The sequence below is a fragment of the Tenacibaculum holothuriorum genome, assembly GCF_002120225.1.
GTDB classification, from domain to species: domain Bacteria; phylum Bacteroidota; class Bacteroidia; order Flavobacteriales; family Flavobacteriaceae; genus Polaribacter; species Polaribacter holothuriorum.
This window is the reverse complement of record NZ_LAPZ01000005.1, coordinates 57,871-80,003: the sequence shown is the minus strand read 5'-3', so window position 1 is coordinate 80,003 and position 22,133 is coordinate 57,871. Positions and strand designations below refer to the sequence as shown.

The 22,133-nt window shown below is 31.4% G+C and carries 25 protein-coding genes; 17 read left to right on the top strand and 8 right to left on the bottom strand.

Translation table 11 applies throughout. From position 1 onward, the window contains the following. Positions 1-14: 14 nt before the first annotated feature. On the top strand, positions 15-1,907 hold the full coding sequence (gene serA, locus WH52_RS07860; RefSeq protein WP_086030406.1) for a phosphoglycerate dehydrogenase: 1,893 nt from the start codon (positions 15-17) through the stop codon (positions 1,905-1,907). Positions 1,908-1,944: 37 nt separating this feature from the next. Here the strand turns inward: serA and WH52_RS07855 are convergent, their stop codons facing one another. Beyond that, positions 1,945-2,721: an IclR family transcriptional regulator gene (locus tag WH52_RS07855; protein ID WP_086030405.1), complete on the bottom strand. Its 777-nt coding sequence runs from the start codon at positions 2,719-2,721 to the stop codon at positions 1,945-1,947. A gap of 149 nt (positions 2,722-2,870) precedes the next feature. On the opposite strand from WH52_RS07855, the gene kynU reads away from it, so the two are divergent. The 15 genes from kynU to WH52_RS07780 all read left to right on the top strand — a co-directional run bounded on the left by kynU (position 2,871) and on the right by WH52_RS07780 (position 16,107). Next, positions 2,871-4,130: a kynureninase gene (gene kynU / locus WH52_RS07850; protein ID WP_086030404.1), complete on the top strand. Its 1,260-nt coding sequence runs from the start codon at positions 2,871-2,873 to the stop codon at positions 4,128-4,130. Beyond that, positions 4,130-4,477: a hypothetical protein gene (locus tag WH52_RS07845; RefSeq protein WP_086030403.1), complete on the top strand. Its 348-nt coding sequence runs from the start codon at positions 4,130-4,132 to the stop codon at positions 4,475-4,477. Before kynU ends, WH52_RS07845 begins: the two co-directional genes overlap by 1 nt. 6 nt (positions 4,478-4,483) lie before the next feature. Then, entirely contained in the window at positions 4,484-5,896 is a 1,413-nt protein-coding gene (locus tag WH52_RS07840; protein ID WP_086030402.1) for an FAD-dependent oxidoreductase, read from the top strand. Further along, a complete protein-coding gene (locus WH52_RS07835) occupies positions 5,896-6,420 on the top strand; it encodes a DUF1697 domain-containing protein (protein ID WP_086030401.1) in 525 nt (174 codons plus the stop codon). Before WH52_RS07840 ends, WH52_RS07835 begins: the two co-directional genes overlap by 1 nt. Before the next feature lie 91 nt (positions 6,421-6,511). Then, the gene (locus WH52_RS07830) at positions 6,512-6,925 is read left to right on the top strand and encodes a RidA family protein (protein ID WP_086030400.1); all 414 of its coding nucleotides are present in this window, start codon (positions 6,512-6,514) and stop codon (positions 6,923-6,925) included. 1 nt (position 6,926) lies between these two features. Further along, positions 6,927-7,676, top strand: coding sequence for a DUF6090 family protein (locus tag WH52_RS07825; RefSeq protein ID WP_086030399.1), 750 nt, complete (start codon positions 6,927-6,929; stop codon positions 7,674-7,676). Continuing rightward, entirely contained in the window at positions 7,677-9,116 is a 1,440-nt protein-coding gene (locus tag WH52_RS07820) for an aldehyde dehydrogenase (protein WP_086030398.1), read from the top strand. A 9-nt stretch (positions 9,117-9,125) separates the two neighbouring features. Continuing rightward, positions 9,126-9,320: a hypothetical protein gene (locus WH52_RS07815; protein ID WP_086030397.1), complete on the top strand. Its 195-nt coding sequence runs from the start codon at positions 9,126-9,128 to the stop codon at positions 9,318-9,320. 7 nt (positions 9,321-9,327) lie between these two features. After that, complete coding sequence (locus tag WH52_RS07810; RefSeq protein ID WP_086030396.1) at positions 9,328-10,104, top strand: SDR family oxidoreductase; 777 nt, start codon at positions 9,328-9,330, stop codon at positions 10,102-10,104. 13 nt (positions 10,105-10,117) lie between these two features. Then, positions 10,118-10,648, top strand: coding sequence for a 3-hydroxyanthranilate 3,4-dioxygenase (locus WH52_RS07805; RefSeq protein WP_086030395.1), 531 nt, complete (start codon positions 10,118-10,120; stop codon positions 10,646-10,648). A 41-nt stretch (positions 10,649-10,689) separates the two neighbouring features. Then, entirely contained in the window at positions 10,690-11,055 is a 366-nt protein-coding gene (locus WH52_RS07800; RefSeq protein ID WP_233131534.1) for a PaaI family thioesterase, read from the top strand. Position 11,056: 1 nt separating this feature from the next. After that, positions 11,057-12,139 (top strand): amidohydrolase family protein, encoded by a 1,083-nt coding sequence (locus WH52_RS07795; RefSeq protein ID WP_086030393.1) that lies wholly within the window; start codon positions 11,057-11,059, stop codon positions 12,137-12,139. Next, a complete protein-coding gene (locus WH52_RS07790; protein WP_086030392.1) occupies positions 12,140-13,240 on the top strand; it encodes a hypothetical protein in 1,101 nt (366 codons plus the stop codon). 497 nt (positions 13,241-13,737) lie between these two features. Then, entirely contained in the window at positions 13,738-15,285 is a 1,548-nt protein-coding gene (locus tag WH52_RS07785; protein ID WP_086030391.1) for a peptide MFS transporter, read from the top strand. Positions 15,286-15,306: 21 nt separating this feature from the next. Beyond that, the gene (locus WH52_RS07780) at positions 15,307-16,107 is read left to right on the top strand and encodes a class I SAM-dependent methyltransferase (protein ID WP_086030390.1); all 801 of its coding nucleotides are present in this window, start codon (positions 15,307-15,309) and stop codon (positions 16,105-16,107) included. Positions 16,108-16,145: 38 nt separating this feature from the next. Here the strand turns inward: WH52_RS07780 and WH52_RS07775 are convergent, their stop codons facing one another. From WH52_RS07775 to rsfS, 6 genes are read right to left on the bottom strand one after another with little or no spacing between them, the layout of a single operon-like run. Beyond that, positions 16,146-16,781 carry a YceI family protein gene (locus WH52_RS07775; protein ID WP_086030389.1) on the bottom strand — a complete coding sequence of 212 codons (636 nt, stop codon included), beginning with the start codon at positions 16,779-16,781 and terminating at the stop codon, positions 16,146-16,148. Positions 16,782-16,789: 8 nt separating this feature from the next. Then, the gene (locus tag WH52_RS07770; RefSeq protein ID WP_086030388.1) at positions 16,790-17,053 is read right to left on the bottom strand and encodes an acyl-CoA-binding protein; all 264 of its coding nucleotides are present in this window, start codon (positions 17,051-17,053) and stop codon (positions 16,790-16,792) included. Between the two features lie 9 nt (positions 17,054-17,062). After that, the gene (locus tag WH52_RS07765; protein ID WP_086030387.1) at positions 17,063-17,860 is read right to left on the bottom strand and encodes a phosphatidate cytidylyltransferase; all 798 of its coding nucleotides are present in this window, start codon (positions 17,858-17,860) and stop codon (positions 17,063-17,065) included. A 1-nt stretch (position 17,861) separates the two neighbouring features. Beyond that, on the bottom strand, positions 17,862-18,452 hold the full coding sequence (locus WH52_RS07760) for an LUD domain-containing protein (RefSeq protein ID WP_086030386.1): 591 nt from the start codon (positions 18,450-18,452) through the stop codon (positions 17,862-17,864). 13 nt (positions 18,453-18,465) lie between these two features. After that, positions 18,466-20,394 carry an ATP-dependent zinc metalloprotease FtsH gene (gene ftsH / locus WH52_RS07755; RefSeq protein WP_086030385.1) on the bottom strand — a complete coding sequence of 643 codons (1,929 nt, stop codon included), beginning with the start codon at positions 20,392-20,394 and terminating at the stop codon, positions 18,466-18,468. 26 nt (positions 20,395-20,420) lie between these two features. Then, positions 20,421-20,789, bottom strand: a complete 369-nt coding sequence (rsfS, locus tag WH52_RS07750; protein WP_086030384.1) for a ribosome silencing factor — start codon at positions 20,787-20,789, stop codon at positions 20,421-20,423. A 181-nt stretch (positions 20,790-20,970) separates the two neighbouring features. Here rsfS and WH52_RS07745 point away from each other — a divergent pair, with 181 nt between their 5' ends. Continuing rightward, the gene (locus tag WH52_RS07745) at positions 20,971-21,741 is read left to right on the top strand and encodes a biotin--[acetyl-CoA-carboxylase] ligase (RefSeq protein ID WP_086030383.1); all 771 of its coding nucleotides are present in this window, start codon (positions 20,971-20,973) and stop codon (positions 21,739-21,741) included. Here WH52_RS07745 and WH52_RS07740 read toward each other — a convergent pair. Further along, positions 21,738-22,127 (bottom strand): orotate phosphoribosyltransferase, encoded by a 390-nt coding sequence (locus tag WH52_RS07740; RefSeq protein WP_086030382.1) that lies wholly within the window; start codon positions 22,125-22,127, stop codon positions 21,738-21,740. The genes WH52_RS07745 and WH52_RS07740 overlap by 4 nt on opposite strands. Between the last annotated feature and the right edge of the window lie 6 nt (positions 22,128-22,133).

Genomic DNA, 22,133 nt, shown 5'->3' with positions numbered 1-22,133 from the left:
ACAACACAACAATTATGAGTACAGAAAAAAGAAACTTTGTATTCGACTTTGACAGTACATTAACCAGTGTAGAGGCATTAGATGTCTTAGCTGAAATTACCTTGACAGGTAACCCTAAAAAGGAAGAGATTATCCGAGAAATAATTGATATTACGAATCAAGGAATCGATGGAGAAATTTCTTTTCCACAGTCCTTAGAAAAACGTATTCAATTATTAAATGCAAAGAAATCAGATTTACCTTTATTAATTGAAGAATTGAAAAAGCATGTTTCCTCTTCTATAGAAAGAAATAAAGAGTTTTTCGAAAATTTTTCCGATGATATTTACGTGATTTCCGCAGGATTTAAAGAGTTTATAGATCCTATCGTAGCGGAATATAATATTCCTTCGGAAAGAGTGTATGCCAATACTTTTGAGTTTGGTGTAGATGAAGCTATTGTAGGTTTTGATGCGCAAAATCCATTGTCTAAGCACAATGGAAAAATAGAGTGTTTACAAGACTTAAATTTAGATGGAGAAATCCAAGTAATTGGAGATGGTTATAGCGATGCTGTAACTAAAGAAGCTGGAGTAGCCGATACTTTTTTTGCTTATACAGAAAATGTAGTAAGAGATAAGACAGTAGCGAGTGCTGATCATATCACCCCGAGTTTAGATGAATTTTTATACGTTAACAAATTGCCTAGAAATATATCATACCCAAAACACAGAATTAAAATTTTATTATTAGAGAATGTGCATCCTGATGCCTTTACGAAATTATCAGGAGATGGCTTTTCAGTAGAAACTGTGTCTAGAAGCTTGTCCGAAGATGAGTTGATAGAAAAATTAAAAGATGTACACGTTCTTGGAATTCGTTCAAAAACTCAAGTCACTCGTAAAGTAATTGAAGCTGCTGAAAAATTAATGGTGGTTTCTGCCTTTTGTATTGGAACGAAGCAGATTGATTTAGAGGCTGCCAAAGAAAATGGAATTGTCGTATTTAATGCGCCGTATAGTAATACACGTTCGGTAGTAGAATTGGCTATTGGTGAAATTATTATGTTAATGAGAAGTGTTTTCCAACGAAGTACAGAATTACATAACGGACAATGGAATAAGACAGCTCAAGGTTCTAAAGAAGTACGCGGTAAGAAATTAGGAATTGTTGGATATGGTAACATAGGTAAACAATTGTCTGTTTTAGCAGAAGCTTTAGGAATGGATGTATATTATTATGATGTGGAAGATAAGTTAGCTTTAGGGAATGCTACCAAAGCAAATACTTTAAAAGAACTTTTAAATTTATCTGATGTAGTGACGTTGCATATTGATGACAATGCAGCAAACAAAAACTATATTGGAAAGGAAGAAATTGCTGAGATGAAAGACGGGGCTCATTTGGTAAATTTATCAAGAGGGTTTGTTGTTGATATTGAAGCGTTAGTAGAAGCTTTGAAGTCAGGTAAGATAGCTGGAGCAGCAGTGGATGTATATCCTGAAGAGCCAAGAAAGAATGGAGAATTCTATACGCAGTTAAAAGGATTAGACAATGTAATTTTAACACCACATGTTGGAGGAAGTACAGAAGAAGCACAAAAAGATATTGCAGATTTTGTTCCTGGTAAAATTATGGCGTATATAAACTCAGGAAATACTGTAGACGCAGTAAACTTCCCGAATATAAGATTACCAAAGCATGATAATGCGCATCGTTTCTTACATATACATAAGAATGTACCAGGAGTAATGGCAAAGATTAACAAGGTGCTTGCAAAATACGAATTGAATATCACTGGGCAGTATTTATCTACCGATGAAAAAGTTGGTTATGTAATTACCGATGTTGATAAAGAATATGATAAAGATGTAGTTGCAAAACTGAAAAATGTAGATGGAACAATTAAGTTTAGAGTTCTATATTAAGAAATAAGAAAAATCCCGCATCAGTGGGATTTTTTATTTATAAACTGTCAAAATCTTTGAACTCTTCTTCTATTATAACAACACCTTTTTGGAGAATATTTATATAATTAGGAATATTTTCAGTTCTAAATCTACTTAAAGGTCCAGACGCACTTATAGTCGCAATAATAGTACCTGATTTATTTCGAATAGGAATGGCAATACTAACCAACCCCAATTCAAACTCTTCAATGTCTAGAGCATATCCTTGAGAATTAATTGTGTCTAATTCTTTTTTTAAGCTTTTTATATTAGTAATAGTATGTTGTGTAGCTTTGGAAAGTTGGATTCTTTTTAAAAGATCATTCTGAATTTCCTTTTTAGAAAGAGCGAGTAATAGTTTGCCCGAAGCGGTAGCGTGTATTGGTTGATAAGAACCTATAGAAGTATTTATTTTTAAACCATGTAAACTATCCGCTTTATTAATATGAAAAACCTGATCTTCCTTTAAAATACTCAATAAAACAGTTTCCTGAATTTCTAAAGCAACATTTTTTATAGGAGTGTTTGTTGATTTAGTGATTGCCTTGTATATAGCTACTCTATTTCCTAATTCAAATAGTTTGCTACCTAAACTGTATTTTTCGTTACTGTTTTGATGAACAATATTCAAAGAAGCTAAAGTATTTAATAAACGATACGTTGTACTTTTATTATAACCAGTTTTTAAAGCTAATTCACGTACACCCCAAGAAGTTTTTTCATTGGTAAAAGCATCAAGTAAAGCAAAAGCCTTTACCACAGATTGATTTACTTTTTTGTCAGGATCACTCATAAAATTCTAAAATATGTTGACTAAGATAATAAAAATGTGTAGATTTATAAAACACCGTTTCATAAAGTGAAACGCTTTAGCTTTTATTTTGCCGAGAAATAAAGTATCTTTAGTGTTCTTTTAGAAAAGGTTTTGAAATAAAAAGTAGCATGTATAAAGCAACGTTAGAATACGCACAACAACTTGATAAAGAAGATCAACTAAGTTATTTAAGAGATCAATTTCATATCCCAAAAGATAAAGAAGGCAATGATTGGTTGTACTTTACAGGAAACTCATTAGGGTTACAACCAAAACAAACACAACAATATATTCAACAAGAATTGGATGATTGGGCAAAGTTTGGAGTTGAAGGACATTTTGAAGCAAAAAATCCTTGGATGCCTTATCATGAATTCCTTACAGAAAAAATGGCAACAATTGTAGGGGCAAAACCTTTGGAGGTAGTTGTAATGAATACACTTACAACCAATCTGCATTTATTAATGGTTTCTTTTTACCAACCTACAAAAACTAAATATAAGATTGTTATAGAGTCAGATGCCTTTCCTTCGGATAGATATGCGGTTCAATCACAATTAAAATTTCATGGATTCGATCCAGAAGAAGGATTGATAGAATGGAAGCCAAGAGAGGGAGAAGAATTACTTCGAATAGAAGATTTAGAGCAAATTGTTTCAGAGCAAGGAGATGAAATAGCTTTATTACTAATAGGAGGTGTGAATTATTATACAGGACAATACTTAGATTTAAAGAGAATTGCAGAAATAGGACATGCCAAAGATTGTTTTGTGGGAATTGATTTAGCACATGGAGCAGGAAATATTTCGCCTGAATTACATGAGAGCGGAGTTGATTTTGCTGCTTGGTGTACGTATAAATATTTGAATTCTGGACCAGGGAGTTTGGCAGGCTTGTTTGTACATGAAAAACATGCATATAATAAAGGATTGCCTCGATTTGCAGGATGGTGGAATCACAATAAAGAGACTCGTTTTAATATGCGTCAACCATTTGATGTTATGCCAGGAGGTGAAGGATGGCAATTAAGTAATCCACCTATTTTGTCAATGGCAGCTATACGTTCATCATTAGATTTGTTTGATAAAGTAGGAATGAAGGCTTTAAGAGAGAAGTCAGAAAGGTTAACAGGATATTTTGAGTTTTTAATCAACCAAATTGATACAGATAGAATTAAGGTAATTACACCTAGTAATCCAAAGGAAAGAGGTTGTCAATTATCCATTCAAGTAAAAAATGCAGATAAAAGTTTACACCATAAACTAACAGAAAAAAATGTAATAACCGATTGGAGAGAACCAGATGTAATACGTTGTGCACCTGTACCAATGTATAATAGTTTTGAAGATGTATTTAGAATGGTAGAGGTTTTAAAAGGATTATTGTAATGTTTTCAGTTTTTCTAGATGAAATTAAGATTGGAACTACCAAACTGGAGAATCGAGACTCTTCAATGGGGGTAGCTTTTGGAAAGATTAATATAATTAATAAAGAGTTTGATTATGATTTTATCAAAAAGTTCTGTATTGAGAATGATATTGAAATAAATTTTGATGATAACAATCAAAAACTAATAAGTACAAGAAATATTTCAAACTTTAAAATTTTTAAAACATCTAATAATATAGAAATAGAAAGTGAAATTGGATGTAATCTTGAAGGAATGAATGAGGAAGGATTTCAAATTACAGTTTTAGGAATATCAAATTCATTTTTCGAGAAAGAACTTTTATAAAAGAATATGAGTAAAAAAGATAATATAGTAATCATAGGAGCTGGATTGTGCGGAAGTTTATTAGCATTACGTTTAGCGCAAAGAGGATATAAGGTTTCGGTGTATGAAAGTAGACCAGATTTAAGAACTACTGATATTTCTGCTGGACGTTCAATAAACTTAGCCTTATCAGATAGAGGTTTTAAAGCATTGAGACTGGCAGGTGTTGAAGAAAAGGCTAGAGAGATTTGTATTCCTATGTATGGACGATTAATCCATGATAAAGAAGGAAACACCTTTGCTTCTAATTATTCAGGAAGAGAAAATGAATATATCAATTCAATTTCAAGAGGAGACTTAAATGGAATTTTACTTACGGAAGCTGAAAAACATGAAAATGTAACTATTCATTTCAATACAAAATGTACTTCAGTAGATATTGAGAATACGATCGCTCATTTTAAGAGTTATACAACCGAAGAAGATTTTTCTGTAGACGCAGATGTTGTTTTTGGAACAGACGGAGCAGGATCAGTATTGAGAAAGAGTTATTATTTAGAAAAGAAATTCTTGTTTAGTTATTCTCAGAACTATTTAACACATGGCTATAAAGAATTAGAAATTCCAGCTGACAAAGTTGGAAATCATCAAATAAGTAAAGATCATTTACATATTTGGCCACGTGGACAATATATGTTAATAGCCTTACCAAATTTAGATGGAAGTTTTACGGTAACACTATTCTTAAGTTATGATGAAGGTGAGTATAACTTTAATAACTTAACTTCCGAAGAAAAGATTACTAGCTTTTTTGAGAACGAATTTCCAGATGCACTAGCATTGATACCTAATATAAAAGATGAGTTTTTTAACAATCCAACTGGAGCGCTTGGAACCGTAAAGTGTTCTCCATGGATGTATCAAAACAAAACAATGTTAATGGGAGATGCAGCACATGCCATAGTTCCTTTTTATGGACAAGGGATGAATGCTTCTTTTGAAGATGTTACTGTTTTTGATGCCATTTTAGACGCTCACGAAGGAGATTGGGAAAAGATATTTTTGGTATATCAAAATGCAAGAAAAGAAGATACAGATGCTATTGCTGATTTAGCAATTGATAATTATTATGAAATGCGAGACCATGTGGCAAATCCTTTGTTTAAGCAAAAACGAAAGATTGAAATGGATCTAGAAAGTAATTTCCCAACGAAATATTTTTCTAAATACTCAATGGTAACTTTTAATGAAGAAATTCCATATGCGAGAGCAATGAAAAAGGGAAGAGCACAAGATAAAGCATTATTAAACCTTATTGCAGATAAGGAAGTAACAACTTCTTTAGATATGACAAAGGAAGAATTAAAGTTGGTGTTAAGGAAAGTGCAAGAAGAAACGAATGAGATTTTAGAGGAAGATAAAGTAGCGGGACTGAAATAATGAATAAGTATATCGTTTTACTTAGAGGAATTAATGTGTCTGGGAAAAATAAAATCCCCATGGCAGAACTTAGAGAGGTGTTAAATACTTTAGGTTTTCAAAATGTACAAACTTATATTCAAAGTGGAAACATTGTTTTAGATGCTAATGAATCAAAAATTGAAGTTTGCAGTAAAATTCATTTGAGTATCAAAGAGAAGTTTGGGTTTGATATTCCCGTGTTAGCAAGAACACCTGAAGAATGGAAAAAAACGATTGATAAATATCCTTTTCCAATAGAAAATGAAAAAATAGTAGCATTTTCATTTTTAAATAAGGTCCCTGCTCAAAAAGAGATAGAGGTGAAAGGAATTAATGATGATCAATATAAAATAGAAGATGATATGGTCTATTTATATTGTTCATCTGGATTTGGGAAAACAAAACTAACAAACAACACCATTGAAAAGAAGTTAGCTGTAATAGCTACTACAAGAAATTATAAAACAACAATAAAGTTGTTAGAATTGGCAACGAAAAATTAAAATCGTCATTACGAGGAGTAAAGCGACGAAGTAATTTTTTAAAAGATTGCTTCAACTTTAATAAGTTTCGCAATGACGTTAAAATAACATTATGGACAGTAAAGTAATCAAAGGAAAAGCAATACCAAGAGGGAAATTTCCGCATGTAAAACAAGTAGGAGATTTTATATATGTATCTGGAACAAGTTCTCGTAGACCTGATAATTCTTTTGAAGGAGTTGAGGTGGATGAATTTGGAACAACCAACTTGGATATTAAAAAACAAACAAAGGCTGTAATAGAGAATATTAGAGATATCTTACAAGAAGTAGGAGCCGATTTATCTGATATTGTAGATGTAACCTCGTTTTTGGTAAATATGAATGATTTTGGAGGTTATAATCAAGTGTACGCCGAATATTTCGATTATAATGGCCCAACAAGAACTACTGTGGCAGTACATCAGTTGCCACATCCTCATTTATTGATTGAGATAAAAGTAGTAGCGTATAAAAAACAAGACTAGAATGATAAAGTTTTTTAGAAGAATAAGAAAAGAATTACTAAAAGAAGGAAAGGTAAAAAGTTATCTTACCTATGCAGTAGGAGAAATTTTTTTAGTAGTGATAGGTATTCTAATAGCTCTACAAATTAACAATAATAATGAGCGAGCTAAAGAACGAAAAAAAGAACTTGCTTTTCTAAAAGAAATAAACCTCGATTTTAAATCCAATAAAGCACAATTAGACTCTATTATTAAGTATAATGAGGTAAGCTTGCATGCAGGGGAAAGATTATCAAAGATTCTGACGCTTTTTGATTTTGAAAATCCAAAAAGAAACGAATCTAATAGACACGTGGCAGACAGCATTGGATATTATATCGATTTAGTATGGAGGAATAAATCTTTCAATCCTAAAAACGGAACCGTAGAAGCTCTTTTAAACTCTTCTTCTTTTGATTTGATTACTAACGATACTTTGAGAAGAAATTTAATTTCATGGAAAGACGTTTTAGGAGATTATTTAGAAGAAGAACAATTAGCTGTAAAATTTTTATATGAAGAATATGGTCCTTGGGCTAGAAGTACTTTTGAACCAGATTTAGACAATGATCCTCAAAGTGTGAAAGCTTTGTTTAGTAAAGAATATAGAAATTTTACATATCATAGAGTAGGAGATTTAAAAAATATGATTGATACTGCTAATTCAGAGGGAATTATTGATATGATAAATAGCATTATCAAATTAACTGAAACAGATAAAATTGATAATTAAATGAAAATCCAAAATTATATAAACGGAGAATTTTTAAATCCAGTTTCTAACAATTGGATTGATAATTATAATCCATCTATTGGAGAAGTGTATGGACAAATTCCTAACTCTGCTACTGAAGATGTAGAATTGGCATACCAAGCAGCCAAAGAAGCTTTTCTGGTTTGGTCAAATACTTCTTTGGAAGAAAGAAGTAAGATTATGTCTAAAATAGCTAAGCTAATTCAAGATAAGCTACCTGAATTAGCAGAGGCAGAATCTAAAGACAATGGGAAACCATTGAGTTTAGCAACCGTTATCGATATCCCAAGAGCATCATCTAATTTTCAGTTTTTTGCCAACGCTATCACACAGTTTTCTTCAGAAGCCCATGAAAGTGTAGGTTTAGATGCAATGAATTTTACATTACGTCAGCCAATTGGAGTTGTAGGTTGTATCTCTCCATGGAATTTACCGTTGTATTTATTTACTTGGAAAATAGCACCTGCTATTGCAGCAGGGAATTGTGTTGTTGCAAAACCAAGCGAAGTAACTCCAATGACGGCCTTTTTATTAGGAGAAATATGTAATGAAGCAGGACTCCCAAAAGGAGTATTAAATATCGTACATGGTTTAGGAGGAACAACCGGACAAGCAATTGTTGAACACCCAGATATTAAAGCGATATCATTTACAGGAGGAACTACAACAGGAGCTCATATAGCTCGTGTAGCGGCTCCAATGTTTAAAAAGCTTTCTTTAGAATTAGGAGGAAAGAATCCGAATATCATTTTTGCCGATTGTGATTATGATAAAATGCTTGCTACTACAGTACGTTCTTCATTTGCTAATCAAGGACAAATTTGTTTATGCGGGAGTAGAATTTTCGTAGAAGAAAGTATCTATGAACAATTCAAGAAAGATTTTGTTCAAAAAGTATCAGAATTAAAAGTTGGAAATCCGTTTGATAAAGATACAAATGTAGGAGCTTTAGTATCTAAACCACATTTAGAAAAAGTACAATCGTATATAGAAATAGCTGAAGAAGAAGGAGGAAAGGTATTGTATGGAGGTAATAGAGTCATAGTTGATAATTCCGAAGAAGGATATTATTTACAACCAACAATTATTGAAGTACAAAGTAATGGCTGTAAACTCAATCAAGAAGAAATATTTGGACCAGTGGTTACAATTATGTCATTTAAAACGGAGGAAGAAGTTTTAGCAATGGCAAATGATGTAAAATATGGTTTGTCATCAACCTTATGGACTAATAACCTGAATAGAACCATGAGATTAAGTAAACAATTACACGCTGGAATTGTTTGGGTAAATACATGGTTGTTACGAGATTTAAGAACACCATTTGGTGGACAAAAAGGCAGTGGTGTAGGAAGAGAAGGAGGTTTTGAAGCATTACGCTTTTTTACAGAACCCAAAAATATATGTATTAAATATTAGTTTTTAGTTGTGCTAGATTTAATAGGAGAAGTATTGGTGGTTATAAATGATATACTTTTTTGGAGAAGAAAAAAGAAAAGAAGAAAATTCGAGAAGGAAAATAATTTACCTAAAAAGAGAATGGTAAACCCATTAGCTCAAATAATTATAGGATTGATAGTTCTTATAGTGATATTTAGAGTACTTAGAATTATTATTAAATAAAAAGTAAATGAATTTAGGATTACAAGATAAAAACGCATTAGTTTGTGGTAGTACACAAGGAATAGGGAAAGCATCTGCCATTCAATTAGCAGAAGAAGGAGCAAATGTTACATTAATAGCTCGAAATGAAGAAAAGCTAAAAGCAGTTTTAGCTGAATTGCCAAATAACGGACAACGTCATGATTATATCATTGCCGATTTCTCTAATCCATTAGAATTAAAAGAGAAAATAGAAGCGTCTAATTTGAACTTTCATATTCTAGTAAACAATACTGGAGGACCTGCAGGCGGACCAGTTTTTAATGCACAATTAGATGAGTTTGAAAAAGCTTTTACACAACATTTAAAATGTAATCATGTATTGGTGCAAGCATTGGTACCATTCATGAAAGAAGCAGGGTATGGAAGGGTTATCAATGTAATATCTACTTCGGTAAAACAACCTTTAGATGGTTTGGGGGTGTCAAATACCATTCGTGGCGCTGTAGCTAATTGGTCAAAAACATTGGCAAATGAATTAGGACAGTATAGTATAACGGTAAATAATGTATTGCCTGGAGCAACAGGAACGGAGCGTTTAAATGAAATAATCAATAATAAAGCTAAAAAGACAGGAAAGTCTGTTGAAGAGGTTGCTGAGGCAATGAAAAACGCATCACCTGCCAAACGATTTGCTCAGCCTGAAGAAATAGCAAATGCAGTGGTGTTTTTAGCAAGTGAAAAAGCAAGTTTTATTAACGGAATTAATGTTCCTGTAGACGGAGGAAGAACAAAATCATTATAAAATCTAAACAATCATGAGTAAGCTAGTACAACCTTTGAATTTTAAAAAATGGATAGATGAGCATCGTCATTTGCTAAAACCACCTGTAGGAAATAAACAAGTGTGGAAAGATGGAGAATATATTGTAATGGTTGTAGGAGGTCCTAACAATCGTAAAGATTATCATTATAACGAGACACCAGAATTTTTCTATCAGGTAGAAGGAGATATGGTTTTAAAAATTATTGATGATAAAGGTGAGATGATTGATGTTGAAATTAATGAAGGTGATATTTATTTATTACCAGCAAAAGTTCCACATTCGCCTCAACGAAAAGCTAATACTGTTGGTTTGGTAATTGAATATCCACGTTCAGAAGGTATGATGGATGCTTTAGAATGGTATTGCGAAAATTGTGGAACGCCTTTATATAGAGAAAAGTTTGCTTTAGACAATATAGAAACAGATATGCCTATTATTTTTGATAAGTATTATTCAGATAAAGAAAAATGTACTTGTTCTAATTGTGGAACTGTAATGCAAGCTCCAAACAAAGCGAAATAATGATTGAAGCTGCTAAAGAAAGTTTTTCAAAACAGGGTTTTATGAAAACCTTGGGAGCAGAAATTATTCATATAGAAAAAGGATTGCTCAAAATACGATGTAAAAAGAACGAAGGATTGACACAGCAACATGGCTTTTTTCATGCAGGAGTACTTACAAGTATTATGGATTCAGCATGTGGTTATGCAGCGCTGACTACCATGGAGAAGGGTTCTGATGTATTATCGGTAGAATTTAAAACAAATTTATTACGTCCAGCTAAATCTGATGTGATTATTGCTACAGGACGGGTAGTTAAGAGTGGCCGAACTTTAGTTTTTTGTGAAGCAACCGTAACAGACGAAACAGAAGAGATATTATACACAACAATGCAAGGAACCATGATTTCCTTAAAACCAACCAACTAAAATGAAACGTAAACTAAGAATAAACGGACATTCACATTTACTTCCTTATCCAGAAGAAATTCCTCAATACATGAAAGATAAAGGAATTTTTTGGGTTGATAAAGACAGGAAATATATGCTTCAGAAAGATTGGAGTAGACCTGTAACAGACTCAAGTTTCTTTTTAGAAGAAAAACTAGCTTGGATGGAGCATTTTAAAATTGACCATGCAGTAGTTTTAAATTTATCACAGCTCTATGGAAATGGTTTACGCTTAGAAGAAATGAAGCAGGCTTTACGCTTTCAGAATGATTTTAATGCACGTGTACAACACGATCATCCAAATAAATTTACTTGTGGGTTTGTGGTGCACCCTGGTTTTGTTAGAGGAGCGTTATGGGAAATAGAACGCTGTGTTGAGGTACTCGGAATGCGTTTATTGTGCTTGCCAACACACTATATGGATACGATTGGTACTTGGCGTTGTATTTTTGACGAAGAGAATGAACCTATTTTTGAATTAGCAAATAAATATAATTTAGCGATTGAAATTCATCCTTATGATGGAGAAAAGTTTATAAAACTAGAAAATACATCGTGGCGTTTTCATTTAATTTGGATGTTAGCTCAATGTGCAGATGCCTATCATTTTTTAACCTTGAATGGGTATTACGATAAATATCCAAATATGAGAATCTGTTTTGCACATGGTGGACAATTGGCACAAATGAATATAGGTCGTCGTATCCAAGGATTTGATGGACGTCCAGATTTATTTGAGGGAAAGAGTCACCCAAGAAAAGCAGTAGGACATAAAAATATTTTCTTTGATACCTTAGTACATGATACAGGGTCTTTAGATTTGTTAATTAAAAATCAGGGAGCAAAACAAGTATTGATTGGGTTAGATGATCCATATCCGTTGGGAGAAATGGAGAGTGATAAACAATCGTCATATCCAGGAAAAATATTAGATTTAGCAATTGATAGAAACATTATCAATGAGGAGCAGAAAGATGAGATGTGGGAAGATAATGTATTACAATGGTTGTATGGAGATGATGAAAAGGCAAAACAAAATTTAGTCAATAAAATTTTACAATAGATGATAGAAGTAACACAGTTCCATAACTTATCACATATTTGTATATCACTCATTGGAGCTGTGTTATTACTAGCTATTTATTACAATATTAGAAAGCGATTTAGTGCCGTTCTGGAAGAAGGGAATTCGATAAAAAGAGTAGATCGAGGATTGTTGTATTTTAGCTTTGGAATGCTTGTTTGGGTGGTCTCAGGAACCTGGGCTTTTATAGTGAATTACTTCTCTTTTCAAGGTACATTGCTAAATCAAATAGTTGTAAATATACTATCTACTATTAATAATTTATTTTGGTTGTTGGCTTTGTATTATGTGTATGATGCGCCGAAGTTTATTTACAGAAATGAGAAAAACGCTAGGATTATAGCTATAATTATAGTAGCCGTCGCAGCTATTACATTAGTGCTCTCATCTATTCTAGGAAATAAAGTAATAGCTGGAGTAAAAATAATGTCTATACCAGATGTATTGCTAACTACATTTTTGTGTTTCTTGATGGGTGTTTCTTTTTACAGAACGTTTATGCATAGAGATTTAAAGCTGGTTGCTTTTATTTCTATCATAGCAATTTCGTTATTATTTATATCGCAATTATCAGATGTTTTTGTAGGCTTAGATAATGATTTTATAAATCAACTAATTCGAATTGTAGCTAAAACTTCTTTAGTGTCTATATTTTTAGTGTTGGCAACAAGCTGGGTTATTCAGCTAGCAAGCATGCCTAAGCCCAATGAGATGAAAATAAGTTTTCTAGATTGGTCATTAATTAAGTTGAGTATTCCTTCAAAAGGAATTATTAATGAGAAAATTGATTTTGGTTCGAAAACAACACAATATAAAAATCTACTAAACTTTGCTTATAGAAGAAAGTATATGGATGCTGAGCAACAATCAATAGTGGTCAATTCAGGAGGAGAGATTAAAAGTCAAACTTATCTAACAAGAATTATAGACAATATCAACTCTATACTTTCTTTAGAAAAAGAAAATAAATTAGAACGTAAGGATTTAATTACTTTTATTGGTGAAAGTAAATACCGTTTGCGTGTACTTCCAAAACATATTGTGATTGATAAAGCTTTGTTAGAAGAATTTTTGAGTTAAGGTATTATTAAGGAATTAAACTGGATTTTTGTATAGTCGAATGCGCAGTAAATAGATTTATATTGTTGATCATAATTATTTTATTCAATATAATAATACCTTACTCCCTTGTTGTTTTTTATCAAATGGTTTAATTATGATTTCTTTCTTTAGATATCTGTGAATTTCATATTCCTGTAGAGTTCCATTTCATCGAAATAATCAACTCTTATTTTATTTTAGGCTCTAAGGTTATATATTTTTTGAAATTTTAAAGTTTCATTTTTTCTATAAAACGTAATTTCAGATGGTCTTCTATTCTCAAAAAAACTTCTAACTTTTTACTCCCATTAAAGTAATATTCAGTTTCTTTCCCGTTACAAGTTTTATTAAAGTTTAAAAGAAGTATGAATAATTAGCAGCTTACAAAAACTCACAAAGCTTATTTTTTATAACAATTTGCTACAAGTGTTCTTAAAGTTTTGGGTAAAAAATATTTTCGCTAAAACTTTAATTATATGAAAACACAAACAGCATCAACAGATGTTTTTGGACATCCTAAAGGACTATTATATTTATTCTTTGCAGAATTATGGGAACGATTTTCCTTCTACGGAATGAGGGCATTACTTGTTTTATATATGACAAAACATTTATTGTTTTCAGATGAAATGTCTTTTGGTATATATGCAGCTTATATGTCTTTGGTGTATGTTACACCGTTAATAGGAGGAATGTTAGCCGATAAAATTTTAGGATTTAGAAAAGCAATTGTTTTAGGAGGTGTTTTAATGGCATTAGGACATTTCTTTTTAACCTTTGAACATCCTGTATTTTTTTATAGTTCACTTTCTTTGATCATTGTAGGAAATGGCTTTTTTAAACCCAATATATCATCATTTGTTGGTAAATTATATAAAGAAGACGATTCTAGAAGAGATTCTGGTTTTACCATATTTTATATGGGGGTAAATATCGGTGGAGCGGTAGCGCCTTTATTGTGTGCTTGGTTAGCTGAAGTATACGGATGGCATTATGGTTTTGTACTAGCAGGTATAGGGATGTTAATCGGTTTATTAGTGTTTAAAAGAGGGTTGAATGCTAACGTTTTTAAAAATCATGGTTTGGTTCCTAATCAAGAAGTTTTTGATAAAAAGAAAATGGGAATTAAATCTGGATATTTAGTTACTATAAGTGCTTTTTTAACAGTGCCTATTTTTGCTTTAATAGTTAAATTTCATCAGTTTGAACATTATTTAGTTTGGATAGTTTCTGCTTTTTTAATCATTTATTTGACTTATATTTTAAAGAGAGTTACTAAAATCGAAAGGCAAAGATTATTGGTAGCCGTATATTTTACTGCATTGTATACATTGTTTTCTGCAATTTTTGAACAAGCAGGAAGTTCATTAACCTTGTTTGCTGATAGAAGTGTGAATTTAGTAGGATTAAATGCAGCACAAACCAACAGTATTAATTCTGGATTTATAATTCTATTAGCCATACCATTTTCTATTTTATGGACTTTTTTAAGTAAGATTAAAAGGAATCCTAATTCTGTTATCAAATTCGGATTAGGTGTGTTTTTCTTAGGTTTAGGTTTTGTTATTTTCGGATTGTCAGCACAACAAGCAGATGAGTTTGCTAGAACTCCAATGTTTTATTTAATATTTGGAACATTTGTGTATACAGTCGGAGAATTGTTCTTATCTCCAATTGGACTATCAAAAATGACTGAATTATCCCCTTTAAAGTATGTAGCATTTATTATGGGAGTATGGTTTTCTGCTAATTTTTATGGTCATTTTTTTGCAGGGAAAATAGCAAAGTTAACTGCGGTTTCTAATGGGGGAATAGGAGTTTTTTCTGAAGGTCTTTTTGGAAAAATAACAGAGTTCGTTACAGGAATGTCAGGAGAATTTGTTTTGGCTAAAGGAGAAGCTTTTCAGCAACTGTATTCGTATGTTTCGGTGTATGCGAGTTTTGGAGTGATTGCTTGTGTGATAGGAGTCTTAGTAATTGTGTTTTCTATACCGATAAAGAAAATGATGAATGGTATTCATTAAGAAATATCCTTATTTTTAGGGATGGAAAAATATAAAAAATACTTCGATACAAATAAGGAAACTTGGAATAAGAGGGTTGCTGTACATGCTAAAAGCAGTATGTATGATTTAGAAGCTTTTAAAAATGGGAAAAGTTCCTTGATGAGTTATGAATTGGAGGCTTTAGGAAATGTTTCTGGTAAAACACTATTGCATTTGCAATGTCACTTTGGTCAAGATACATTGAGTTTAGCTAGAATGGGAGCAGATTGTACTGGTGTAGATTTATCTGAAGAAGGAATAGTATTAGCTAAGAAATTAACTAAAGAATTAGGGTTAGATGCAAAATTTATTTGCTGTAATGTATACGATGTCAATGAACACATTCAAGAAAAGTTTGATATTGTCTTTACAAGTTATGGAGTTATAGGTTGGTTACCAGATTTGAAATTATGGGCAAAAATAATTGCTTCTCGATTAAAATCAGCAGGAATGTTTTTTATGGTTGAGTTTCATCCTATAGTTTGGATGTTTGATTATTTAGAACAGCCTCCAAAGCTAGTCTATGGATATAATCAAAAAGAAGTTATTTATGAAGAGTATTCTGGAACTTATGCAGATGCTGAAAGTACTATGGTTAGTAAGGAATACGGATGGAACCATGGTTTAGGAGAAGTAGTAACAGCATTATCTAATGCAGGACTAAGGATTGATTTTGTTCAAGAGTTTGATGAAGTACCTTATAATGTGTTGCCTAATCTTCAAAAATTAGATAACGGAATGTTTGTAACAAAAGATAAATTGTATCCTTTAATTTTTACAATAAAAGCAACAAAGCCCTAATTTAATTAGGGCTTTGCTTTATTTTATCTGAATTGTTTTTATTTAAAAGTAGAAGTGATGTTTATAGCAACTTCATCCCAAGTTTTAGAAACACCGTCAGCTCCTTTATGTAAGTCTTTACAAGCTTCATTTAATGAACTTAAGGCTTTCTCTGCATTCCAATCAGAAATTTTCATTACTCCAGTCATGTTAAAAATTTTTCCTGTAATGGTATAGTTAAAAGGAAGTTTCTTTGTAACTCCATTCATTGTTAAATCAGCATAACCTATAGAATCGTTTTCTAAAACTAACTTACCAGAAAGTAATTGAGTTTTGTCCATTACACCAAAAAAGAATTTTTTAATCTTAAAATCTCTGCTCGTATCTTTTGTGAAGATACTACTTACAGGTACAGAAAATTCAGCATTATTAACCGCTTCTTTTACAGAGTTTCCTTCTCCACCAGAAGTAATGTTAACTTTTTTAAATTGTCCTTTTACAGGAGCTTTATCTGTAGTTTTATATGCAGTCCAGTTAATACTGTTGTCAGCATTATTTAAAGAATATGGAGCTGTTTTAACTTCTGTTTTTGGAGCTTCAGTATCTTTAGTTACCTCTTTTTTAGCTTCTGTTTTACAAGAACTAATTTGCACAGCAATAAAGCAAATAGAAAAGTAATATGCTAGTTTTTTCATTTGTTGAGTTATTTTATAATTGAGTTTACTAAGTTAATATATTCTTGCTTTGCTTCATCTTCATTCATTCCTTTTAATTGAATCCATGCATTAAATTTGAATGCATTTCTTAAATCTGAGCCAACATTAGCATTGAAAGAAAAATGATCTCCTTTTATAGCTTGCTTATAATAGGCATATAATTTAAGCATAATATCGGGAGGAAGTTTTTCTCTATAGTTGGAAGCTTTTTCAAAAGCTTCGTTAAATAAATTGTCTAAATTTTTAGACATAAACAAGAATTATAAAATGATGTAATGTATATACAAATATACGAAGGGTGCAAGGAAAAACAAGCTGTCTAAACGATCTAAAAGTCCGCCATGACCAGGCATAATAGTTCCACTATCTTTTACTTTGGCTTGTCTTTTAAATTTAGATTCTACTAAATCACCCAAATTTCCTATGATTGATACTATGGATGCTATAACAATCCAATGAGTAATGTTGAAGATAACAGAGTTTTTACCAATGATAAAACCAACGATTATTGCGAACGCTAATCCGCCAATAAAGCCTTCAATAGTTTTTTTAGGAGAAACCCTTTCAAAAAGTTTGTGTTTTCCAAAGTTTTTACCAACTAAATAAGCAAAACTATCATTAGTCCAAATAAGTAATATAATGTAAAAAACAATACTTGGTTTGTACTCTCCATTTAAAAAAGGAAGTTTAGCTAAATAGAAAAATGGTAAAACTATATATATATACTTTTGAAATATTTTTTGCTGAATACTATCGTATTTAATTTTTTTAAGAGAAAAAAGGTAGTATAATAATATGGATAGACAAAAAACAGAAAAGCCTAAAATTAAAGCAGGGTAATCTGCATCAAAAATATAAATTGTTAAAGCAGTTATAATAGCTAAAACAATATATGAAATGTAGTTTTTAGACTGAATTATTTTAGAGAATTCCCATAAACAAATTAAGCCGAAAATGCCAATAACAGCTAAGTAACTTTCTTTAGAAAAGAAAATAGCTGTTATAAAAACAGCAGCATACACAAGTGCAGAAACACTTCTTGTTAAAAGGTCGCGCATATTAAAGGTCTTCAAAGAGCAGCAAATATAAGTTTTTTGAGTTACTGTTACCGTAGTTCAAAAAATTATCGTCTTCTTTTTGTAAAGTATAGTTTGTTATTGAGCTAATGTTTGTTGGGATATTTCCTCTAAAATGAGTTTTTATTCCAGTAAGTCCTTCACCAGTATCTTTTACTAATTGACTTGTAGTTGCATAAACAATAAAATGTTCTGTTAAAGAAGATAATTTATTGCTTCCTAATTGGTTAGATGAAAAAAGGATGTCACCATTATTAGCTATTAAATGCTCACAAGTGGTGAAAAAAGGAGTGTTTTTATTAAACTCGTTTTGAGTATTTGTTTCAGCTTGTACAGCTAGTTTTAATAAATCAATATCTGTACAAGTAACTTGTTTCCAGTTATTTTCATTTACAATACTTTTTAAGTTTCTTATAACTTCTTTAATAGAAGTACAATATAAAAACTTACCGCCTTTATTAATAAAATGATGAACAAAAGAATCATCTAAAGCAAGTTTAACAGGTTGCTGTTTTATTTCCTTGTCTTTAGATGATTCTGAATAAGATTTAAATAATTTCTTAAATAAATTCATTTAGATATGTTAACTATTCTTCTGTCGAAATATTATCAGTTGTAGCTTTTTCTTTTTCGAATGGTCTTTCTCCAAAGATTTTAATTAAATCGTCTTTGAAAATAACTTCTTTTTCTAATAAAAGGTCTGCTAATTCAGTTAATTTATCTTGATTGTTTTTTAATATATCAATGGCTCTTACATATTGACCTTCGATGATTTCAGAAATTTCTTCATCAATAACCTTTGCAGTAGACTCACTATAAGGCTTTACAAAAGAATCATTTCCTGAAGAATCATAATAAGTAACGTTACCGACTTTATCGTTTAAACCATAAACAGTAACCATAGCACGAGCTTGTTTAGTAACTTTTTCAAGGTCACTTAATGCTCCAGTAGAAATTTTGTTGAACATTAATTTCTCAGCAGCTCTACCACCCATAGTAGCACACATTTCGTCTAACATTTGTTCTGTTTGAACAATTTTACGCTCTTCTGGCAAGTACCAAGCAGCTCCTAACGATTGTCCTCTAGGCACAATAGTAACTTTAACTAATGGTGCAGCATGCTCAAGCATCCAGCTTACAGTGGCGTGACCAGCTTCATGGTAAGCAATTACTTCTTTTTCTTTCGGAGTAATTACTTTATTTTTCTTTTCTAAACCACCAATAATTCTATCTACAGCATCTAAAAAGTCTTGATGATGAATTGCTTTTTTATCATTTCTAGCAGCAATTAAAGCAGCTTCGTTACACATGTTAGCAATATCAGCTCCAGAGAAACCTGGTGTTTGTTGTGCTAAGAATTCAATATTTACATCATCAGCTAATTTTAAAGGCTTAATGTGAACTTCAAAAATTTCTCTACGCTCATGTAAATCTGGTAAATCAACATAAATTTGACGATCAAAACGACCTGCACGCATTAATGCTTTATCTAAAATATCGGCACGGTTTGTAGCTGCTAATACAATTACATTTGTATCGGTACCAAAACCATCCATTTCAGTTAATAATTGGTTAAGTGTATTTTCTCTTTCGTCATTACCACCTGTCATGCTGTTTTTACCACGTGCACGACCAATAGCATCAATCTCATCAATAAAAATAATTGAAGGTGATTTTTGTTGTGCTTGTTTAAATAAATCTCTTACACGAGAAGCACCAACACCTACGAACATTTCTACAAAATCTGAACCAGATAAAGAGAAGAAAGGTACACCAGCTTCACCAGCTACAGCTTTTGCTAATAAGGTTTTACCTGTTCCCGGAGGTCCTACTAATAAAGCTCCTTTTGGAATTTTACCACCTAATTTAGTGTATTTTTCGGGGCTTTTTAAGAAGTCTACAATTTCTTGAACCTCTTCTTTAGCTCCTTCTAAACCTGCTACGTTTTTAAAGGTAGTTTTTACTTGAGTATCTTGATCGAAAAGTTTTGCTTTTGATTTACCAATATTGAAGATTTGACCTCCGCCACCGGCACCTCCGCCAGCTCCAGACATTCTTCTCATAAAGAATAACCAAATAGCAATTAATAAGATGAAAGGTAAAAAGTTAAAAACAGTTTCTAACAAGCTAGTACTTTCTACATTCGACTTGTCAAAATCTAAGTTTTTATCTTTTTTCTCTTTTTCAATCTCGTTTTCAAAATTTTGAAGATCTCCAAAGTTATACGTGTATAAAGGAGTTCCTTTTCTATAAAAAGCCGAGTTTACTAAAGCTTTGTGCTCTTCTTTTTTCTCTGCAGCATCTTTAAGATAAATTCGTGCTACGTTGTTGTTTTCTACAACAATTTTTTTGATGTCGTTTTCTTGTAATATTTTTGAGAATTGGTTCTTTGAAATTTCTCTAGAAGCTAATGTTCCAGAGTTAAAAAAACTCAATCCTATAAGAATTACAAAGATCGGTATGTAAATCCAAAATGAATTGAATGAAAATTTTGGTGTGTTTTTCTTATCGCTCATAAAAAAATGTATGAATTTGTTAGCAATTATGCAGGTGTAATCTGAGTAATTTTAGCATCACCCCACAAGCTTTCGATGTCGTAATATTCACGAACTTGTTTTTGGAAAATGTGTACTACTACATTTACATAATCCATTAAAACCCATTCGGCATTACCTGTTCCTTCAACATGCCAAGGTTTATCTTTAAGTTCTTTACTTACTACTTTATGTATAGCGCCAGAAATGGCATTTACTTGAGTGTTTGAATTACCTGAACAAATAACAAAGTAATCGCAAACAGTGTTGTCTATTTCTCTTAAATCTAATAATTGGATGTTCTCACCCTTTACATCATCTATCCCTTTTAAAATCACAGAAATTAACTCGTCTGTGCTTGCTTGTTTTTTTGTCATTAAAAAAAATTAAGTTTTAGCAAAGTTATTATTTTTTTGCGAGTAATTTACGTATTATTGGTCGTTGTTTTGCCTATAAATTACTGCAAGAAATCCTCATTGAGGAAATTGGTAAAATAAGCTAAAAGAATCTATAAGATTTTATCTTAAAATATAAGATTGATAACTTAAAATTACACAAGTGAAAATAATCAAACTTAATGCCATTGATTCTACCAATTCTTTTTTGAAAGAAATGGCAGTAAATGCTACACTAGATAGTTTTACTGTAGTTACTGCGAAAGAACAAACTTCTGGTAGAGGACAAATGAAAAATAAGTGGATTTCTGAAGCGGGTAAAAACCTTACATTTAGTGTCTTTGTTAGGTTTGATAAATTTAAAATAGAAAATCAGAAGTACTTGAGTTTTGTGGTTAGTAGAAGTGTTTTTGAAGCTTTAACAACTTATTATTTGCCAAAATTAGCTATTAAATGGCCTAACGACATTATGACAGTAAATAAAAAGATTTGTGGTGTATTGATTGAAAATTCTCTTCAAAAGGAATACATAACATCTTCTGTCATAGGAATTGGTGTAAATGTAAATCAAGAAATTTTTAATGATGAATTGTCTAAAGCTACTTCATTAAAAAATATTTTAGGAAAAGAAGTTGATTTAGATGAATTACTCAATTTGATTCTAGAACGATTGCAAGAAAATATTCAATTGTTGAATGATAAAGAATTTTCGATTATTGAAGAAAATTATTTAAATGTACTTTATAAAAAGAATATACCAAGTATGTTTAAGACTCCAAATGGAGAATTATTTATGGGAAAAATAATTGGAGTTTCCCAAGAAGGAAAACTCCAATTAGAATTAGATAATGAAACCCTCGAAGAGGGATTCGGTGAAACTAAGTCTACTACTTCTGTAAAAGAATTTGATCTTAAAGAAGTATCGTTCGCTTAAAGTTTCGAAATATTTTCTGTTAATGTATTAATGAAGCTAGTTAATGGCTTTTTTACCATCATAGCCATCATTGGATTAAAATCACCAGCAAATTTTAAAGTAACGTTTGTTTCGTTTTCAGAAATTTCTTGTAAATCGGCTGCTAAAGTAAATGGCAATTTACTACTAGCTGCTCCTAAAGTTACGTTAGAAAATTCTGTTTTTTCTTTCATAACTAATCTGATTTCTGGCATTCCTTTTAATCCGAAGATAAAACTATCACCATCAACTTCAAATTTTTGAATGCTTTCTGGCATTAATTGTTCAAAATTTTCAAGTTTTGTAAAAAAATCAAAAACATCTTTAGCAGATTTCTGCACAGTAACTGTATTTCCTTCTATATTCATTTTTGT

Coding starts and splice junctions, on each gene's coding strand:
- serA (WP_086030406.1), top strand. CDS start 15: ATGAGTACAGAAAAAAGAAACTTTGTATTCGACTTTGACAGTACATTA.
- WH52_RS07855 (WP_086030405.1), bottom strand. CDS start 2,721: ATGAGTGATCCTGACAAAAAAGTAAATCAATCTGTGGTAAAGGCTTTT.
- kynU (WP_086030404.1), top strand. CDS start 2,871: ATGTATAAAGCAACGTTAGAATACGCACAACAACTTGATAAAGAAGAT.
- WH52_RS07845 (WP_086030403.1), top strand. CDS start 4,130: ATGTTTTCAGTTTTTCTAGATGAAATTAAGATTGGAACTACCAAACTG.
- WH52_RS07840 (WP_086030402.1), top strand. CDS start 4,484: ATGAGTAAAAAAGATAATATAGTAATCATAGGAGCTGGATTGTGCGGA.
- WH52_RS07835 (WP_086030401.1), top strand. CDS start 5,896: ATGAATAAGTATATCGTTTTACTTAGAGGAATTAATGTGTCTGGGAAA.
- WH52_RS07830 (WP_086030400.1), top strand. CDS start 6,512: ATGGACAGTAAAGTAATCAAAGGAAAAGCAATACCAAGAGGGAAATTT.
- WH52_RS07825 (WP_086030399.1), top strand. CDS start 6,927: ATGATAAAGTTTTTTAGAAGAATAAGAAAAGAATTACTAAAAGAAGGA.
- WH52_RS07820 (WP_086030398.1), top strand. CDS start 7,677: ATGAAAATCCAAAATTATATAAACGGAGAATTTTTAAATCCAGTTTCT.
- WH52_RS07810 (WP_086030396.1), top strand. CDS start 9,328: ATGAATTTAGGATTACAAGATAAAAACGCATTAGTTTGTGGTAGTACA.
- WH52_RS07805 (WP_086030395.1), top strand. CDS start 10,118: ATGAGTAAGCTAGTACAACCTTTGAATTTTAAAAAATGGATAGATGAG.
- WH52_RS07800 (WP_233131534.1), top strand. CDS start 10,690: ATGAAAACCTTGGGAGCAGAAATTATTCATATAGAAAAAGGATTGCTC.
- WH52_RS07795 (WP_086030393.1), top strand. CDS start 11,057: ATGAAACGTAAACTAAGAATAAACGGACATTCACATTTACTTCCTTAT.
- WH52_RS07790 (WP_086030392.1), top strand. CDS start 12,140: ATGATAGAAGTAACACAGTTCCATAACTTATCACATATTTGTATATCA.
- WH52_RS07785 (WP_086030391.1), top strand. CDS start 13,738: ATGAAAACACAAACAGCATCAACAGATGTTTTTGGACATCCTAAAGGA.
- WH52_RS07780 (WP_086030390.1), top strand. CDS start 15,307: ATGGAAAAATATAAAAAATACTTCGATACAAATAAGGAAACTTGGAAT.
- WH52_RS07775 (WP_086030389.1), bottom strand. CDS start 16,781: ATGAAAAAACTAGCATATTACTTTTCTATTTGCTTTATTGCTGTGCAA.
- WH52_RS07770 (WP_086030388.1), bottom strand. CDS start 17,053: ATGTCTAAAAATTTAGACAATTTATTTAACGAAGCTTTTGAAAAAGCT.
- WH52_RS07765 (WP_086030387.1), bottom strand. CDS start 17,860: ATGCGCGACCTTTTAACAAGAAGTGTTTCTGCACTTGTGTATGCTGCT.
- WH52_RS07760 (WP_086030386.1), bottom strand. CDS start 18,452: ATGAATTTATTTAAGAAATTATTTAAATCTTATTCAGAATCATCTAAA.
- ftsH (WP_086030385.1), bottom strand. CDS start 20,394: ATGAGCGATAAGAAAAACACACCAAAATTTTCATTCAATTCATTTTGG.
- rsfS (WP_086030384.1), bottom strand. CDS start 20,789: ATGACAAAAAAACAAGCAAGCACAGACGAGTTAATTTCTGTGATTTTA.
- WH52_RS07740 (WP_086030382.1), bottom strand. CDS start 22,127: ATGAATATAGAAGGAAATACAGTTACTGTGCAGAAATCTGCTAAAGAT.